The 16615-nt window shown below is 44.7% G+C and carries 17 protein-coding genes; 9 read left to right on the top strand and 8 right to left on the bottom strand.

The features are described 5' to 3' along the window. Window positions 1-109: 109 nt before the first annotated feature. Entirely contained in the window at window positions 110-553 is a 444-nt protein-coding gene (locus tag ACED42_RS03340; protein WP_009847797.1) for a GatB/YqeY domain-containing protein, read from the bottom strand. A 25-nt stretch (window positions 554-578) separates the two neighbouring features. Further along, window positions 579-794, bottom strand: coding sequence for a 30S ribosomal protein S21 (gene rpsU / locus ACED42_RS03335; protein WP_004396009.1), 216 nt, complete (start codon window positions 792-794; stop codon window positions 579-581). A gap of 258 nt (window positions 795-1052) precedes the next feature. Here rpsU and tsaD point away from each other — a divergent pair, with 258 nt between their 5' ends. Both tsaD and ACED42_RS03325 read left to right on the top strand, forming a co-directional pair. Further along, window positions 1053-2069 (top strand): tRNA (adenosine(37)-N6)-threonylcarbamoyltransferase complex transferase subunit TsaD, encoded by a 1017-nt coding sequence (tsaD, locus tag ACED42_RS03330; RefSeq protein WP_009847795.1) that lies wholly within the window; start codon window positions 1053-1055, stop codon window positions 2067-2069. A 124-nt stretch (window positions 2070-2193) separates the two neighbouring features. Then, a complete protein-coding gene (locus tag ACED42_RS03325) occupies window positions 2194-3009 on the top strand; it encodes an alpha/beta fold hydrolase (RefSeq protein ID WP_371701398.1) in 816 nt (271 codons plus the stop codon). Between the two features lie 92 nt (window positions 3010-3101). Here ACED42_RS03325 and plsY read toward each other — a convergent pair whose 3' ends face one another. Continuing rightward, on the bottom strand, window positions 3102-3698 hold the full coding sequence (gene plsY, locus ACED42_RS03320; RefSeq protein ID WP_009847793.1) for a glycerol-3-phosphate 1-O-acyltransferase PlsY: 597 nt from the start codon (window positions 3696-3698) through the stop codon (window positions 3102-3104). Window positions 3699-3836: 138 nt separating this feature from the next. Here plsY and folB point away from each other — a divergent pair, with 138 nt between their 5' ends. From folB to ACED42_RS03305, 3 genes are read left to right on the top strand one after another with little or no spacing between them, the layout of a single operon-like run. Further along, the gene (folB, locus tag ACED42_RS03315) at window positions 3837-4196 is read left to right on the top strand and encodes a dihydroneopterin aldolase (RefSeq protein WP_004735969.1); all 360 of its coding nucleotides are present in this window, start codon (window positions 3837-3839) and stop codon (window positions 4194-4196) included. Next, entirely contained in the window at window positions 4193-4675 is a 483-nt protein-coding gene (folK, locus tag ACED42_RS03310; protein ID WP_012603184.1) for a 2-amino-4-hydroxy-6-hydroxymethyldihydropteridine diphosphokinase, read from the top strand. Before folB ends, folK begins: the two co-directional genes overlap by 4 nt. A 15-nt stretch (window positions 4676-4690) precedes the next feature. Continuing rightward, entirely contained in the window at window positions 4691-5494 is an 804-nt protein-coding gene (locus ACED42_RS03305) for an undecaprenyl-diphosphate phosphatase (protein WP_004735967.1), read from the top strand. Between the two features lie 100 nt (window positions 5495-5594). Here the strand turns inward: ACED42_RS03305 and ACED42_RS03300 are convergent, their stop codons facing one another. Next, window positions 5595-6911 carry a multifunctional CCA addition/repair protein gene (locus tag ACED42_RS03300; RefSeq protein ID WP_371701396.1) on the bottom strand — a complete coding sequence of 439 codons (1317 nt, stop codon included), beginning with the start codon at window positions 6909-6911 and terminating at the stop codon, window positions 5595-5597. Between the two features lie 36 nt (window positions 6912-6947). On the opposite strand from ACED42_RS03300, the gene ACED42_RS03295 reads away from it, so the two are divergent. Beyond that, complete coding sequence (locus tag ACED42_RS03295) at window positions 6948-8636, top strand: AAA family ATPase (RefSeq protein ID WP_371701394.1); 1689 nt, start codon at window positions 6948-6950, stop codon at window positions 8634-8636. Then, entirely contained in the window at window positions 8636-9577 is a 942-nt protein-coding gene (locus ACED42_RS03290; protein ID WP_269335502.1) for a general secretion pathway protein GspB, read from the top strand. Before ACED42_RS03295 ends, ACED42_RS03290 begins: the two co-directional genes overlap by 1 nt. A 150-nt stretch (window positions 9578-9727) precedes the next feature. On the opposite strand, the gene ACED42_RS03285 is transcribed toward ACED42_RS03290, so the two are convergent. The 3 genes from ACED42_RS03285 to ACED42_RS03275 all read right to left on the bottom strand — a co-directional run bounded on the left by ACED42_RS03285 (window position 9728) and on the right by ACED42_RS03275 (window position 12616). Next, window positions 9728-10339: a TIGR04211 family SH3 domain-containing protein gene (locus ACED42_RS03285; RefSeq protein WP_086050104.1), complete on the bottom strand. Its 612-nt coding sequence runs from the start codon at window positions 10337-10339 to the stop codon at window positions 9728-9730. Between the two features lie 205 nt (window positions 10340-10544). Further along, the gene (locus tag ACED42_RS03280) at window positions 10545-11807 is read right to left on the bottom strand and encodes an inorganic phosphate transporter (RefSeq protein WP_012603189.1); all 1263 of its coding nucleotides are present in this window, start codon (window positions 11805-11807) and stop codon (window positions 10545-10547) included. 128 nt (window positions 11808-11935) lie between these two features. Further along, entirely contained in the window at window positions 11936-12616 is a 681-nt protein-coding gene (locus ACED42_RS03275) for a TIGR00153 family protein (RefSeq protein ID WP_029223984.1), read from the bottom strand. A gap of 207 nt (window positions 12617-12823) precedes the next feature. Between ACED42_RS03275 and ACED42_RS03270 the strand changes: the two genes are divergently transcribed. Next, on the top strand, window positions 12824-14341 hold the full coding sequence (locus ACED42_RS03270; RefSeq protein ID WP_371701391.1) for a CYTH domain-containing protein: 1518 nt from the start codon (window positions 12824-12826) through the stop codon (window positions 14339-14341). 39 nt (window positions 14342-14380) lie between these two features. Here the strand turns inward: ACED42_RS03270 and ACED42_RS03265 are convergent, their stop codons facing one another. Continuing rightward, window positions 14381-15130, bottom strand: a complete 750-nt coding sequence (locus ACED42_RS03265; protein ID WP_017100419.1) for a potassium channel family protein — start codon at window positions 15128-15130, stop codon at window positions 14381-14383. Window positions 15131-15227: 97 nt separating this feature from the next. Between ACED42_RS03265 and ACED42_RS03260 the strand changes: the two genes are divergently transcribed. Continuing rightward, the gene (locus ACED42_RS03260; protein ID WP_012603193.1) at window positions 15228-16484 is read left to right on the top strand and encodes a methyl-accepting chemotaxis protein; all 1257 of its coding nucleotides are present in this window, start codon (window positions 15228-15230) and stop codon (window positions 16482-16484) included. Window positions 16485-16615 lie beyond the last annotated feature (131 nt).

Genomic DNA, 16615 nt, shown 5'->3' with positions numbered 1-16615 from the left:
AAAAATGCACTAACTGAGAGTGTGGATAATAATAGTTTGAATAGGTTACAGATACAAACAAGCCGTGCGTTCCGAAGGATTGCACGGCTTGTTGCAATTTGATTTGGGATTAAGCGAGTTTAGAACGAACTAAACCACTAACTTTACCCATATCTGCACGCCCTTGAATTTGTGGTTTCAAGATAGCCATTACTTTACCCATGTCTTGCATGCCCGCAGGTTGAGCTTCTGCAATTGCGCTATCAAGTAGTGCAATAACTTCTTCTTCAGTTAGCGGTTGAGGCATAAAGCCTTCAAGTACCGTAATTTCTGCTTTTTCCACGTCAGCAAGATCTTGACGATTTGCCGATTCATATTGAGCAACAGAATCGCGACGTTGCTTAACCATTTTAACTAATATAGCAATAATGTCGTCGTCGTTCAGAGTGATCCGTTCGTCAACTTCACGTTGCTTAATTGCTGAAAGAGCTAAGCGGATAGTGCCAAGGCGCGGTTTGTCCTTGGCTTTCATCGCTAATTTTTGCTCTTCTTTGAGTTGTTCAATAAGAGCCATAACTCAGTCCTTATGGATTAAGTTATTAGTACAGACGAACGCGACGTGCGTTTTCGCGAGCTAGCTTTTTAGCGTGACGCTTTTGAGCTGCTGCTTTAGCGCGTTTGCGAACTGTAGTTGGCTTTTCGTAATGCTCACGACGACGCACTTCAGAAAGGATACCTGCTTTTTCACAAGAGCGCTTGAAACGACGTAGTGCAACGTCGAACGGTTCGTTTTCACGTACTTTAACTATTGGCATATGCCTTTCACCTCAGGGGTTATTCATTATCGCTGGTTATTCAGTACCAAATCAGAGAAGTTACCCATCGAGCTAACTCTCTATTCGCGTTTGGTCATTAACCAGCTTGATCAAAAATGGTGCGGAATTTTAATCCGATCACAGTGGCTTTGTAAAGCACTTTGTCGATTATAGTCTGTACAATATTTGTTTGAAGAGCTTAGGCAGGGTAATATTGCGCTAATTTCCCATTTTAGACGAAAGCGTGCCGAGAAAATTATGCGCATTATTGGTATTGAAACCTCTTGTGATGAAACAGGAATCGCAATTTATGATGATGAGCAAGGGCTGCTTTCTCATCAGTTATACAGCCAAGTAAAGCTGCACGCCGATTACGGTGGTGTGGTACCTGAGCTAGCGTCGCGTGACCACGTAAAAAAAACCATTCCACTGATTAAAGCGGCATTGGCAGAAGCGAACCTAACGTCGAAAGATATTGATGGCGTGGCTTACACGGCTGGCCCTGGTTTGGTTGGTGCATTGCTTGTGGGCGCAACGATTGGTCGCAGTATTGCCTATGCGTGGGGCGTGCCTGCTGTGCCAGTGCACCATATGGAAGGTCACCTTCTTGCGCCAATGCTAGAAGATAATCCTCCACCATTCCCATTTGTTGCTCTGCTGGTTTCTGGCGGTCATACCATGATGGTAGAAGTGAAAGGCATTGGTGAATACCGAATTCTTGGTGAATCGATTGATGATGCGGCGGGTGAAGCGTTTGATAAAACCGCGAAGCTAATGGGCTTAGATTACCCAGGTGGTCCACTGCTATCTCGACTCGCAGAAAAAGGCACGCCAGGTCGTTTTAAGTTCCCACGTCCAATGACCGATCGTCCGGGCCTAGATATGAGCTTTTCGGGCTTGAAAACGTTCGCGGCAAATACCATTCGTGCTAATGACAATGATGACCAAACTCGTGCTGACATCGCTTATGCGTTCCAAGAAGCGGTTTGTGCGACCTTGGTAATCAAGTGTAAGCGTGCGTTGGTAGAGACGGGCATGAAACGTATCGTGATTGCTGGCGGTGTGAGTGCCAACAAACAACTACGAGTTGAGCTTGAAGCATTAGCCAAGAAAATCGGTGGAGAGGTGTACTACCCACGCACTGAGTTCTGTACAGATAACGGTGCGATGATCGCTTATGCGGGCATGCAGCGCCTGAAGAATGGTGAAACGGCTGATTTATCTGTCCATGCCACACCGCGTTGGCCAATTGACCAGCTAGAGCCGATTGTTTAATCATAACCAATCGCCAAATAAACCATAGTATTTCGATAAACGGTCGCTGAGTGCGGCCGTTTTTATATCCTAGCTTACCGACTGTATGTCGATAAATAATTGCTGATAGAGATTAGGGAAGAAAATGAACAAGTTCACAGTAGACAATCAATCGATGGCGTACCTAGATGAAGGTCAAGGCCCTGTTGTTGTATTAGGCCACAGCTACCTTTGGGACAGTGCAATGTGGAAGCCGCAGATCGATGCATTAAAAACTCAGTATCGCTGTATTGTTCCAGAGCTTTGGTCTCATGGTGAATCACAAGCCGCGCCGAGCTCGATGCGCAACTTAAAAGATTACGCTCAACACATTTTGGCTCTGCTTGATCATTTAGAAATCGAAGAATTCTCCGTAGTCGGTTTATCGGTTGGTGGTATGTGGGGAACCGAGTTAGCGGAACTTGCACGTGCACGTATCAAGTCTTTGGTTCTAATGGACACTTTCGTAGGCCTAGAACCAGAAGTTGCTCATGCTAAATACTTCAGCATGTTAGACACCATTACTCAAACCAAGATGGTTCCTCAACCGATTGTTGAAGCGGTTGTTCCATTGTTCTTTGCAAATGATGCTCAAAAAAATACGCCAACTTTAGTGGAAGGCTTTACTCAGAAATTATCAGCTCTTAAGGGTGAGAACGCTGAAGAAGTGGCTCGAATTGGTCGAATGGTGTTTGGACGTCGCGATATGATTGAAGCAGTAGAGAGCTTTGCACTGCCGGTTTTGATCGCTGTAGGGCAAGAAGACAAACCACGTCCGGCACTGGAATCATACCTAATGCACGATTGCATTACGGGCAGTGAGTTAGTGGTGATTCCTGGTGCTGGTCATATTAGTTCGCTAGAGCAACCAGAGTTTGTGAACACAATGCTGAAGACGTTTTTAGATAAACATCTGCTGTAAGCAATGAAAGAACGAATGGTATTGACCGAATTAGACTAGCGTCGGTTTAAACGTATCTTAGTTTAAAAATGGTTCGGCTTAGACATGACAGTTTAAGCCGATTTTTTTTGCCCGAGTTTTGGTTCGCTGCCATCGAGTAGACGGCGGATATTCTGATGGTGACGTAGGACGATCAAACAACACAACATGGCCACAGGCAGTGTGTATTGAGGTTTGACTAACCAAGCGTAGAAAGGTGCGAGCAACACTGTAACCAGTGCAGCTAAAGAAGAATAACGAAACAAAAATGCCACAACCAACCAGGTCGCCATGATCATGCCCGTTAGATCGAATCCAATTGGGGCGATAGCTCCGAGTGCGGTTGCGACGCCTTTACCACCTTTAAAGTGAAAAAATATTGGATACATATGACCAAGACAGGCTGCGATCGCCACAACACCTAAAATGATTGGATCGATCTTGAGGTAGTAGCCAAGCCAAACAGGAATGGTGCCTTTAAGCATGTCACAAAGCAGAACGGCCGCCGCGGCGCCTTTACCGCCCACGCGAAGCACATTGGTGGCTCCGGGGTTATTGGACCCCACAGTTCTTGGGTCAGGAAGTCTTAAAACTCGGCATATCAAGACCGCACTAGAGATTGAACCTAGTAAATAGGCAGCAATAATCATGATGAGTGCCAATGGGGTCATGTTTTTCCTTAAACAGTTATAAGCCTAACGATGGGAAAATAATGCTCAATCTAAGAGTAATTGATATCATATCTGGAATTACGCAAATAATACGTTTTTTTCCCCGGTATGGGTATCCGACCTCTAAAAGGACAAGTCATGGCACTGGATAAAGTTTTCATTGAACAGCTAGAAGTAATTACAACGATCGGTGTTTACGATTGGGAACAAGAGATTAAACAAAAACTTGTGCTTGATATTGAAATGGCTCATGACAATCGCCCAGCAGGTAAGAGTGATGATGTTGTCGATGCTTTGGATTACTCGACAGTCAGCACTGCCGTACTTGACCACATTGCGAATGGCCGATTCCTATTGGTTGAGCGTGTGGCAGAAGAAGTCGCTGAATTGATTATGACTCAGTTCTCAGTGCCTTGGATTAAAATCCGTTTAGCGAAGCCTGGCGCAGTACCACAAGCAAAAGCCGTGGGTGTGATCATCGAACGAGGCCAAGCATGACAATAGCCTATGTTGGTGTTGGCACGAACATAGACCGCGACAAGCATGCAAGGGTGGCATGGACAGAGCTTCAATCATTAGGGACTAACCTTAAATGCTCTAAGATCTATCACTGTGAGCCTGTGGGGTTTAAAAGCCACTCGTTTTATAACTTTGTGGTTGAGATCGATACATCACTCTCATTGACTGAATTTTCACAGCACCTGCGTGAAATTGAGTTTAAATGGGGTCGCCCTCAAGATGCCCATAAGCTTCAAGATCGAAAGCTCGATCTTGATATTGTGCTGTTTGGAGAGGTGGTATCAGAGAGCGATCCAGAATTACCACGCAGTGATATCTATAAATATCCTTTTGTAACACAACCACTTTATGATCTTTGTCCTGCGAGAGTGATCCCGCAAGATGGAAGAACCGTCAGTGAGATATGGCAGAAGATGCAGCAATTAGATACGCTCTCTGTCGTTGATATAACACTATAATTTTTAAGGTAAGTAATGAGTTATTTTGAAGCGTTTATGTTGGCGTTGGTGCAAGGCTTTACTGAGTTTTTACCTATTTCCAGTTCTGCACACTTAATCCTTCCTTCGGCTGTTTTAGGTTGGGAAGATCAAGGTTTGGCTTTTGATGTGGCGGTCCATGTCGGTACTCTGGCTGCCGTCGTTATCTATTTCCGCAAAGAAGTGGTCTCTCTGTTGAGCGCATTTTTTGGTTCAGTTTTTAAAGGCGATCGCAGTAAAGAAGCAAAGCTCGCGTGGATGATCATTCTCGCGACGATTCCTGCGTGTATCTTTGGTTTGTTGATGAAAGATATTGTTGAGCTTTACTTGCGCAGTGCGTGGGTGATTGCAACGACCACGATTATCTTTGGTCTGTTGCTATGGTGGGTGGATAAGAACTCAAGCCTGCGTGATGACGAATACCAAGCGGGTTGGAAAAAGGCGCTGTTTATTGGCCTTGCTCAAGCCATGGCTATCATCCCAGGTACGTCTCGTTCTGGCGCGACGATTACCGCAGCACTTTACCTTGGTTTCACACGTGAAGCGGCGGCTCGATTCTCTTTCTTGATGTCTATCCCAATCATCACTCTGGCTGGTGGTTACTTGGGCCTGAAGTTAGTGACCAGTGGTGATCCAATCCATGTTGGTACTTTGCTAACGGGAATCGTGGTTTCTTTCATCAGTGCTTATATCTGTATTCACTTCTTCTTGAAGCTTATCTCTCGTATGGGTATGACGCCGTTTGTTATCTACCGCCTGATTTTAGGTTTTGGTCTATTTGCTTTCTTGATGATGCAGTAGCGCTCGACTTACGAAGACAAATGTTTCGTCCTACAGATTGAAACGGAAAAACCCGCTTAGTTGCGGGTTTTTTAATGCATGGTAACCAGCGTTATTACGATTAATTATCAGCGAGTTCTAACAGGGCAATCTCAATCGCGGCAGCTCTGCGCTTCTCTTGTTCTTCTCGAATGTCTTTACCTTGAAAACCATCGGCAATGATTGCTTTAACTTCGACTTGAAGTGCTGCTTGGTAAGCCACTTCAAAACGCGCTTTTTGAGGATACGGTTGATCTTCTAATCCTTTTCGGCCTGCGTGATCGGCCTGGCAGCAAAGCAGTATATCGTCGAGTCTATCTGGCTTACGCCATACATCGAACTTGTTGAGAACTTTGAGAAAGGTGGTTGGATTTAACTCTCCAGCACGATGGATATTAGAATGCTGTTCGCACACTAACAACGCGAGGTCTCTGAATTCATTGGGCACTCTGACTCTTTCACACAGTTTCTTAATGATTTTTAAGCCTGTATGGCAATGCATTTTGTGGCTTGGCCACTCGCTTTCTGGCGTGACACCTTTACCTAAGTCATGCACTTGAGCTGCAAAACGTACTGGCAATGACTGGCTTAAGAGTGCTGCTTGTTGAGCCACCATCAGAGTGTGAATGCCCGTGTCGATCTCAGGGTGCCATTTTTCAGGTTGAGGCACACCAAATAGAGCGTCAATCTCAGGTAATACGACTGCTAGTGCACCACACTCTTTCAATACAGAGAGGAACACTTCAGGATGCGGAGTACTAAGAGATTTATGCCACTCCTGCCAAACTCGTTCGGCAGTGAGGTGTGCCAGTTCACCGGATTGCACTATCTCACTCATCATCACCATGGTTTCAGATGCAACCGTGAAGTTGAGATGATGGAGTTTGGCGGCGAAGCGAGCCACACGCAGCACACGAAGAGGATCTTCAACAAAGGCATCCGAGACGTGCCTTAGAATACGATCAGAGAGATCTTTTTGGCCATGGTAAGGATCGTAAAGTTGGCCTTTGTCATCTTGAGCGATGGCGTTGATCGTTAGATCTCGACGCATGAGATCTTCTTCCAAACTCACATCTGGTGCAAAGTAACATTCGAAACCGGTATAACCCGAACCGGATTTTTTCTCAGTGCGAGCCAGTGCGTGCTCTTCTTTGGTTTTTGGATGTAAGAATACAGGGAAATCTTTCCCGACAGCAGTAAAGCCAAGGCTTTCCATCTCCTGAGGAGTACTTCCTACCACGACCCAATCTCTATCATAACTATCAATATTGAGCAGCTTATCGCGTACCGCTCCACCGACTAGATAGCGCTGTAGCCCATTGTATTTTGGTCGGCTATCGTATATTTGCAACTTATCACCTCGAAATGTTTTATCACTGCTGGACTTTACTGCGAGCAATGGTACTTTCCATTAATCGTAATTATAGGGCAGCACATGTATAAGGAATATTTTGGCTTCGTTGAGATGCCATTTTCGATTGTACCAAATTCTCGCTATTTGTTTTTGAGTCAGCGTCACCAAGAAGCGATGCAGAACCTACAAGCCGGTTTAGGCGAAGGTGGGGGCTTCGCGATGCTTACTGGTGAAGTGGGTACTGGAAAAACAACGGTCGCCAAAGCGATGTTGTCATCACTCGATAATCAGACTCAAGCTGGCCTTATACTCAACCCTACGTTTTCCAATTCAGATTTACTTGAAGCTATCTGCGATGAGTTTGAGGTCGAATACCCTGAACAAGCATCGTTGAAACAGCTGAGTCAGGCAATTCATCACTTCCTGCTTGATAGCCATGCTGAAGGCATTCAAACCTTATTGGTGATAGATGAGGCCCAACACCTTGCAGCTGATGTGTTGGAGCAGCTACGCCTTCTGACCAATTTAGAAACCGACAGTCGTAAGCTATTAAAGGTGCTGTTGGTTGGACAACCTGAATTACAGCAACACTTACAAACCACACAGCTACGTCAACTCGCGCAGCGGATTACAGGTCGCTATCACTTATTACCTCTTAATATCGAAGAAACGGGTAAGTACATCGCGTTTCGTTTGGAAACGGCTGGTGGTGAGCAGATGTTGTTTTCGAATCGTTCAATCAAGCTTATCTCCCAATATACCCATGGTATTCCGAGGCTCATTAACTTGGTGTGTGATAAAGCGCTGCAATTGGCTTTCCATGATGGTGATAAATCACTGAGTAATGAAACGGTTAACCGAGCTTGTCAGCAGGTCATGTCCTTTCAGGCCGATGTGTATCACGTCGAGAAAACTCAAGCTACTCATGTAGTTCCAAAGTTAATCCAATACGCGGGGATTGCCACATTAAGTGTCGGCCTTGCAATCGCGACCTTTAACTTCGCCCCAACCTATATTAGTTCATGGATGCCTGCGGATACTTCCAGTGAAGTGAAAACGGAAGTAGCGGCGAATACTCAACGCTCATTTGTGGCTGAAACACCGATATTGGATGATAAATCTATATCGGTTCAAGATCTCAAGGCTTCGAAGTTTGCACTACCACAAGATGTTCAGAATCACTTAAGGCAAGGGAATAATCAAACGCTTGCAATTAGGGACCTATACACGCTTTGGGGGTATGAATCTTCGCTTCGTGATTGGCTATGTTTGAGTGAACAACAAAGTGTATTTGTATGTGAGCAACATCAAGCCAATTTAGAATATTTGATTGAACTTGGAGTTCCCGTGGTTCTTAATCTGGAATTAGGTCAAGAACCTGTGTTTGCTGTACTTTATGGCGCGTCTGAGGAGTCTGTTGAGCTCCTAGTCAACGAAAAGCTATTGGTGATGCCTAAGCGCACCTTAAAGCAAATTTGGCAAGGTGATTATGTCGCGATTTGGAAACAGCCGCTAAGAGAGACCCTGAAAGAGGGCTATCAAGGTGAGGCGGTTGCTTTACTTGATCTATTGCTTTCAGAAGTCTTGGGTGAAGACGTATCGGGCAGTGATGTATTTGACTATGAATTGAAAATGAAAATCGAAGCGTTTCAAACTTGGCAGGGCATGTCTGTTGATGGCATCGCAGGTAAGCGCACCTTAGCAAGGTTGCAGAGATTAGCTCAACTCGACTCGCCTAAGTTGATGTCATTAGAAGGAGGCGAAAGCTAATGTCACGTATTATGCACGAGCTTAAACAGTCTTCTAATAATAAACCTAGCTTTAAAGGTTACCAAAACCATCACGTGCCTAGTTCTGCTAAAGGGATTAGCAACAAACGAGGTTCATCGTTAACAATGGGACTGATCCTTGTCTTGGTGCCTTCTTTATTGGTGGGCGGCGTTTTGGTTTATCAGTCGTATAATCAACAGCAGCAAGGCTCGGCTAGCCCCGTTGCCTCCGGAGCTCTGCCTGAATCAAAGCTTCAATCAGACTTTGAGCCTCAAATTGCCGGTTCTGGCATTGCCAGTGTGGATGCAGTGTCAGTGGATGCAGATGATAAAGCATTATTTTCTGTTCGCTCGGCACCGGTAATCCAGCTTTTGAAAGCACTACCGCGTCAAGAGATACATGCAAAGATGGGCACCGACATCGGTAATATCGCTAGTGATTCAAAAGCGATCGTGGCAAATGTAGAAAATAGTAATCAAGCAGCAACGAATTTTGAACCATTATCTATTGAACCGTCAGTTCAACCTGGAACGAATAATGATAATGTCACGCTGCAATCGGACCGTGATTTACTAAAAGGGTTAGACCTCACCGAGTTGCCACCCGATTTAGCGTTGAAGCTTGAATCAATGATGGGAGAGCAGTCGGTTTCACCTGAACCGATGGATTCTAGACCTGTGGGGAATATGGATTCTCAGGTCATCGGTTTAGAAACACATGGCAATAGATTGTCTGGTGTATTACCTAAGTTAGACTTACAAACTCACATGTACTCGAGTAGCGAAACTAAGCGTTGGGTAAAAGTGAATGGACATGAAGTTGCTCAAGGGGAATGGATCGAGCGGGGTATTCAGTTGCTTGAGATTAAACCACAATCGGTAATCATTGAATTCAATCAGCAGAAAATAGAAATCCCAGCTTTGTATGAGTGGAAAGGTTAGTACTATCGATATTACTTACTGTGATTGATGTTAGCGCAGTGATAGGTATTAGCGCTGTGACTTGAATGATAAATCCAGACAAATAAAAAGGAGCACCTCGGTGCTCCTTTTTGATATTCGATACTGAACCTACTGTAGCAAATGCGAGGCTTACGCCCAGCCGTTTGGTGACTTTCTACGACGAGGCATGATGTGTGGCAGAACAAGGCCAAGAAGTAGACCAATACCAGCAACACCACCACCGTACATGAAGTACTTCAATAGTAAGTCATCTTTTTGAGTATCTAGCTTAGCGCGTAGTTCGCGGTTCTCTGTTTGAGAGCTCGTTAGCTGTTGGCTAATCTCACTGTAGTTCTGCTCTAGTTCAGCAATCTGCTTGTTACGAGAGTCTAGAGAGCTTGCGAGACCTGCTTTTTCGCTATCAGCACTTTGGCGAGCATTTGCCAGCTTGCCTTTTACTTCAGAGAGTTCTTTCTCTAGCTTAGGCATGCGCAGCGCCATACTTTCTTTTGTGCTTACGAACTTACTCTCAACCCAACCTTTGCGTCCTCGGCTATCTTGAACCTGAGTGTAACCCGTGCTCTTGTTAGTTTGCAGGTAGGTGATTTTCTCACCGGCATCAATACTACCTATGATACGGAAAGTATTGTTTGGGCCAGAGTGCATATAAGTAAATAGTTTGTCAGCAATATAACGGTCTTGAGCAAAGGCAGCTGGAGCCGCAAGCATTGCGAACAAAACTAAGCTAATCAGTTTTTTCACAGTAAATCCTTTAACGATTCAAATTGGGTAGGCGTATGAGTCAGCCTCAATGAGCAAATAATATTTAGTTTTTTTATATGGTGCAACAAAGAAGGGAGGCAAAGCCTCCCTTTCTGTGCGTTTGAGTCAATAATGACATGGTATTTACATATCTTTACTGAAGCTCACCGTTTTCTGACGCTAATATTGACTAGCGTCAGGGCTATTACATAGTAAACATAGCCTGAATTGCGTAGAAGAATACAACAGCAAGTAGAGCACCTGCAGGTAACGTCACAATCCAAGAAGCTACGATGTTACGCACAACGCCTAAGTTTAGAGCTGCGATACCACGAGCAAAGCCTACACCTAATACCGCACCAACCAATGTTTGCGTGGTTGAAATCGGAAGGCCAGTACCAGAAGCAAGTACAACCGTACACGCGGTCGCTAGTTGAGCTGCAAAGCCACGGCTAGGAGTTAGTTCTGTAATACCAGTACCAACGGTTGCCATTACTTTATGACCCATTGTTGCAAGACCAACAACGATACCAATACCACCTAGTGGAAGAATCCACCATGCGATAGTGCTCTTGCCTGAGATTTCGCCCATGTGCTCAACCGTTGAAACAACCGCTGATAGTGGACCAATCGCGTTGGCAACATCGTTTGAACCGTGTGCGAATGCCATTGCACAAGCTGTGATAACCATTAGTACGCTGAAGATACCTTCTACGCCAGTAAAACCGTGGTCTTCTTCGCGGTTAGCAAACTTCTTCTGAATGTATAAGTAACCGCCAATCATGACGACAGCAGAAACACCTGCAGCCCATAACCATGCTTCAGTACCGGTTAGATGAAGGCCTACGTGCTTAAGACCTTTCTTGATCGTTACAAGTGCAATGACCATTGTAGTAATGAACATGTATACCGGTACAAAACGCTTCGCATTGAATAGCGGGTTTTCTGTATCGAATATCAGTCGTTGGGCACTGACAAATATGAGATAGGCGAAGATACCGGAAATCAATGGTGTGACAATCCAACTTCCCACAATGCCTTGGACACTGTTCCAATCTACAGCTTCAGTACCCACAGACACACAAGCAAAACCGATGATTGCACCGATGATTGAGTGAGTCGTTGATACTGGCCAGCCCATGTATGAAGCTAGAAGTAGCCATGTACCAGCAGCTAGTAGTGCAGACATCATACCGTACACAAGTACGTCAGGTTGATCTGCAAACAGAGATGTTTCGATAACACCTTTACGGATCGTGTCAGTTACTTCGCCGCCCGCAAGGTAAGCACCTGCGAATTCAAAGATCATTGCGATAATGATCGCTTGTTTAACGGTTAGAGCTTTAGAGCCTACTGAAGTGCCCATTGCGTTCGCAACGTCATTTGCACCAATACCAATAGCCATCAAGAAACCGAAAGCTGCTGCAACAATAATCAGGACAGTGCCGTAGTTAGCAAGGATATCCATCGTAATACCTAGTTGTTTGATAACAAGCGGAACAAATTTAGACGGAAAAAACCGCTCAGCGAGAGAAATACTCAGCGCATAAGTGGTTTGTTCAAAAAATGCTCTTCGTTATATAGTTAGCGTATGATTTAAGATCGAGAAAGCATTACTTCAAGACGAGCGCCCACACGCTGTGCTTGATCTGCAATACCACCAACCCATTCAAGAATTTTGTATAAGAACATGATATCAACTGGATTCAGACCATCTTCAATCGCCATTAGTTGTTGGCGTAGTTCGATCTGCATCGCGTCCGTGTCATCTTCAATTACATCTAATTGATGAATCATTTCAGCAACGAGTGTTACTTCACGGCCTTTAAAGCCCGTTTCAAGTAATTCGTCTAGTTCATTGATTACGTTTTGTGCTTGGTTCGCTGCATCTAGACAACGTTTAACGTAAGCGATGAAGTTTTCTTGCATAGGAGCAGGAATGACAAGTTGACGACCATATACACGGCCAGCAATGTCTTTCGCTAGGTTTGCTAGTTTGTCTTGTTGAGTTAATAGCTCCAACATATCGGTGCGATCAACTGGCATAAACAAACCGCGAGGAAGTTTAAGGCGAATTTCACGTTTTAGTACGTCAGCTTCTTTCTCAAGGTGAGAAATCTGAGCTCGAATTTCTGATGCTTTCTCCCAGTCACCTTTTGAAGAAACTTCAAAGAAATTAACTAGGTGAGAACAACATTCGTTCACGCATACTACGTGACGCTGCAAAGGTTTAATTGGGGACTTTGCAAATAACCCCATAATTGTATTTACTGGCATGGTCATCCAACCTAATAAATAATAACCTTAAAACAACATACACCATATTCATGGTGAAATGTTAAGCGATGGCTACAAAGTCGCGCATGTTAACCTAATCAATGTCTCATTAAAACTGTTTTAGATCATCATAAGGGCGATATTTCTGACTTGCTGAGTTTTCAAATTGGCAATATCCTGTCCCTATCTTCACAGAAAGGTATAACTATGGAAACCGAGATAGAACTGAAGTTTTTTGTTTCTCCTGATTTTTCAGAGACTTTACGCAAGAAAATTGCTGAAACTAAAGTACTTCAGCACAGTTGTCGTGAGCTAGGTAACATCTACTTTGACACCCCCGATAACTGGTTACGTAAGCACGATACTGGCTTGCGCATTCGACGCTTTGATGACGTATTTGTACAAACCGTAAAGACGGCTGGTCGTGTGGTTGCAGGCCTGCATCAAAGGCCTGAATACAATGCAGAACATGACAGCAATGAACCTAAGCTAGCCCTACATCCAGAGGACATCTGGCCAGCGGGTAAAGACATCGAAACGCTGCAAGCTGAGCTGACTCCTCTATTTTCTACCAACTTCACACGTGAGCAGTGGTTGATTGGTATGCCTGATGGCAGTCAAGTCGAGGTCGCATTCGATCAAGGTTTTGTTGAATCAGGCGAACTGCAAGAACCGATTTGTGAAGTCGAATTGGAACTTAAGTCCGGTCAAACAGATGCTCTATTTACATTGTCTCGTCAATTCTGTGAACAAGGTGGCATGCGTTTAGGTAATCTAAGCAAAGCCGCTAAGGGTTACCGCCTTGCTCAAGGTTATCAAGGAGATGAAGTGACTCCTTTGACCTTAGTTGATACTGATAAAAGTGATACCGTTGAATCGTGTTTTATTCAATCTTTAGAGCATGCTCTCGCTCATTGGCATTATCATGAGCAGATCTTCACCGAGCGCCAATCAATTGAAGCGTTACATGAGATCAGTCACTCGCTGAGTTTCATCCGTCAAACCTTCACTATCTATGGTGGTATTGTCCCAAGACGCGCGAGTGCTATTTTACGCCAAGAGCTCAAGTGGCTTGAGCAAGAGCTCAACTGGCTGAAAAGCTATGACCACTTCGAAGATTTGCTCGAAGATAAAGGCCACGTACTGCGTAAATTGGATGCGCGTAAGTTTTTGGTCGCTGAACTTAAAGAGATGCAAGAGCAACTTCCCGATCGCGAAGAGCTGCTTACCCTGTTGAGCTCTGCTCGTTACACTGGTTTGTTGCTAGATCTGAGTCGCTGGATCTTGTCTCGTGGCTGGCAACCATTCTTAGACGAAAAAGCACGTGAACAAATGGCACGTGGTATCGAATGGTTTTCGGTTAAGCAACTCGATCGCACATGGGCCGACTTGATGGAAGCTTTCCCGCCAGAGCGAGTGATGACTAGCCAAGCGTATATTGAACAGCAATATCGTTTGATGAGAAACCTATATTCTGGTGTTGGTTTCGCGAGTTTGTATGATGACGATGAACGAAACAGTTTCCGCTTGCCATGGGCCGATATGGTGCAAGGTATTGACGATTTGCTGGCACTTAAAACATTAGAGCCTTTGACTGAGAAGTTAGAAGGCGATGAGAAGGTTCAGCTAGAGCGTTGGTTAGCTCGTCAAGAGGTGTCTATTCTGCATGCGATGGAACAGACACGGCAAATAAGTGTAGAAGTTGAGCCGTATTGGCAAGACTGAGTTTCATAACAACATGAAATTGAAAATAGGGCTTCGGCCCTATTTTTTTGTTTGTTGTTCCAGCTTTTCTAGTCGTTCGAGAATTTTCTGTTGTTGCTCAATGATCTTCTCAAGGTGCTTCTCTTTGTTTTCAGCTCGTTGATTGTCATGGCGAGTTGGAGAGGTGATCAAAGAAGTAATCAACCCTGAAATCATACCAAAAACACCCACACCACAAATGATCACCAGAGAAGCGACTAACTTGCCTGAGCTCGTCACTGGATAATGATCGCCGTACCCCACGGTACTAATCGTTACGAAAGCCCACCATAAAGCATCTTGGCCAGTGGTAATGTTGGCATTGGGATCCTTGTGCTCTAGCAGCAGTATTGTTCCTGCACCTATGGTCAGGAGAATAACCAATAGCAAAATAATTGAGGCGAGTGTCGTTTCTTTTCGATTGCTAAACAGCTCCCTGAAAACACGTTTTCCTGACCGAAGAACGAGAATCACGCGCAAGATCTGAAAAATGCGAGCGAATCGAAGTGGCTCGACCATAGGGATGCTTGCCAAGAAATCGATCCAGTGTACTTTTAGATATTCTTTCTTATTTTGTGATCTGAATAGATCAATAGTGAGCTGAAAAAGAAAAACGCTACAGATTATAAAGTCCAGGCCGATAAGAACTTGTTTCGATTCTTTATCAATCGGTGCAAACAATAAGCCTGAGATCACAAATAACGCTAAGAAAGAGAGAATCAGTGATAATAAGCTCATCGGCTTAGTGGTGTCTTTGATACTATTTAACATTCATACGAGGCTCAAAATAAATCGCGAACTTTGACTGACATAGCCATCTCGCGGATATAGAAGCCATCAATATATAAGAGTTAATGGAGAACTGACAATGACTAAACTGTCATTCAAGCCGTGGGAAAGGATTATCTCGGACATCCGTCTCGTTCCAAAAATGATCATGCTGATGGTTTTCAGCACTATCTTGATTATTTCGAAGCAGCTATGGGACGCAAGTGCGTTTTACGATTCATTACTTGCAGTCACTAACAATGCACAAGTTGCACAGCAGCATTACGAGACTTACCTAGTTCAAGTGGCTTGGCAAACAGCCTTGATGATCATTGTGTTTGTGGTTCTTCTATTGGCGGCAGCGCGCGTTATGCTTCGCCAAACTCAATACCTCAATGACGCCATTAAAACGATGGCCGATAAGAACCTATCAGTGCCAATTCATATGGATTGTAAAGATGAATACGGTGATGTTGCACGAGAACTCGAAAAAACTCGAGTCCAGTTGAATGACATGATCAAAACTCAGGTGGCCTCTTCTGATGAGTTGTTTGCCCTGACGGAAGTGATGACCATCAGCATGTCCGAAACCAAAGATTCAGCTCAGGAAGAATTTAACGAAATCGACCAACTAGCGACAGCAATGAGCGAGATGACGTCTACTGTGCAAACCGTGGCTGAGCACGCGCAAAGTGCTTCTTCTCTTACTGAGCAAGCATCAGGTCAAGCACTAACAGGTCAGAAGTTCGTTCAAGGTTCTGTTTCTAAGATGAGTGAGCTTTCTTCGGACATCGCAGCCTCTGCAGCAGCGGTAAACCAAGTAGAAGAGCGCGTAGACTCGATTGGCAGTGTGGTTGGTACTATCCAAGGCATTTCAGAGCAAACCAACCTATTGGCTTTGAACGCAGCGATTGAAGCCGCGCGTGCAGGTGAAGCGGGGCGTGGTTTTGCGGTTGTTGCCGATGAGGTTCGTAACCTTGCGCAACGTACTCAGCAAGCGACAGTAGAAATTCAAGATATGATCAGCCATCTACAAAGCAGTGCTAACTCGGCTGTAGAGCTGATGGAAAAGAGTGTTGTTGAAGCGGCTGAAGGCGTAGACCTAGTGACTAACGCTGGTTCTGAGCTTGATGGCATCGTAAGTCAGGTAAACCAGATTAATGATATGAACTTCCAGATCGCGACTGCTGCGGGCCAACAAACTAGTGTGGCGGAAGAGATGAGTGTCAATTTGACCAATGTTCGTGAGCTTGTTGAAGCCTCCGTAGTGGTGGTGGGTGAGCTTCTCGAGACTTCTGAGATCATGGAAAGCAACGCACAAGAGCTAGACGGTAAGATTAAGCAGTTTAAGGTTTAATCCCCTGTTCTCGGTCTTGAGCTCTAGTTCGCAAGATCTATAGGTCTATTCCTAGAGGTTTGGCCACGGAGACTTGTTATTAGAGATAAAGGCTTTGCTTGATCAGTTCACTGATAAAACGCCCACATTGC

The organism is Vibrio sp. FF145 (genome assembly GCF_041439075.1).
In the GTDB taxonomy this organism is placed as follows: domain Bacteria; phylum Pseudomonadota; class Gammaproteobacteria; order Enterobacterales; family Vibrionaceae; genus Vibrio; species Vibrio tasmaniensis_A.
This window is presented reverse-complemented; position numbering and strand designations above follow the sequence as displayed.

Bases quoted from the DNA above. Each gene is read 5' to 3' on its own strand.
- ACED42_RS03280 (WP_012603189.1), bottom strand. From the start codon at position 11,807: ATGGATATCCTTGCTAACTACGGCACTGTCCTGATTATTGTTGCAGCA.
- ACED42_RS03340 (WP_009847797.1), bottom strand. From the start codon at position 553: ATGGCTCTTATTGAACAACTCAAAGAAGAGCAAAAATTAGCGATGAAA.
- ACED42_RS03275 (WP_029223984.1), bottom strand. From the start codon at position 12,616: ATGCCAGTAAATACAATTATGGGGTTATTTGCAAAGTCCCCAATTAAA.
- tsaD (WP_009847795.1), top strand. From the start codon at position 1,053: ATGCGCATTATTGGTATTGAAACCTCTTGTGATGAAACAGGAATCGCA.
- rpsU (WP_004396009.1), bottom strand. From the start codon at position 794: ATGCCAATAGTTAAAGTACGTGAAAACGAACCGTTCGACGTTGCACTA.
- ACED42_RS03290 (WP_269335502.1), top strand. From the start codon at position 8,636: ATGTCACGTATTATGCACGAGCTTAAACAGTCTTCTAATAATAAACCT.
- plsY (WP_009847793.1), bottom strand. From the start codon at position 3,698: ATGACCCCATTGGCACTCATCATGATTATTGCTGCCTATTTACTAGGT.
- folB (WP_004735969.1), top strand. From the start codon at position 3,837: ATGGCACTGGATAAAGTTTTCATTGAACAGCTAGAAGTAATTACAACG.
- folK (WP_012603184.1), top strand. From the start codon at position 4,193: ATGACAATAGCCTATGTTGGTGTTGGCACGAACATAGACCGCGACAAG.
- ACED42_RS03265 (WP_017100419.1), bottom strand. From the start codon at position 15,130: ATGTTAAATAGTATCAAAGACACCACTAAGCCGATGAGCTTATTATCA.
- ACED42_RS03305 (WP_004735967.1), top strand. From the start codon at position 4,691: ATGAGTTATTTTGAAGCGTTTATGTTGGCGTTGGTGCAAGGCTTTACT.
- ACED42_RS03295 (WP_371701394.1), top strand. From the start codon at position 6,948: ATGTATAAGGAATATTTTGGCTTCGTTGAGATGCCATTTTCGATTGTA.
- ACED42_RS03270 (WP_371701391.1), top strand. From the start codon at position 12,824: ATGGAAACCGAGATAGAACTGAAGTTTTTTGTTTCTCCTGATTTTTCA.
- ACED42_RS03325 (WP_371701398.1), top strand. From the start codon at position 2,194: ATGAACAAGTTCACAGTAGACAATCAATCGATGGCGTACCTAGATGAA.
- ACED42_RS03260 (WP_012603193.1), top strand. From the start codon at position 15,228: ATGACTAAACTGTCATTCAAGCCGTGGGAAAGGATTATCTCGGACATC.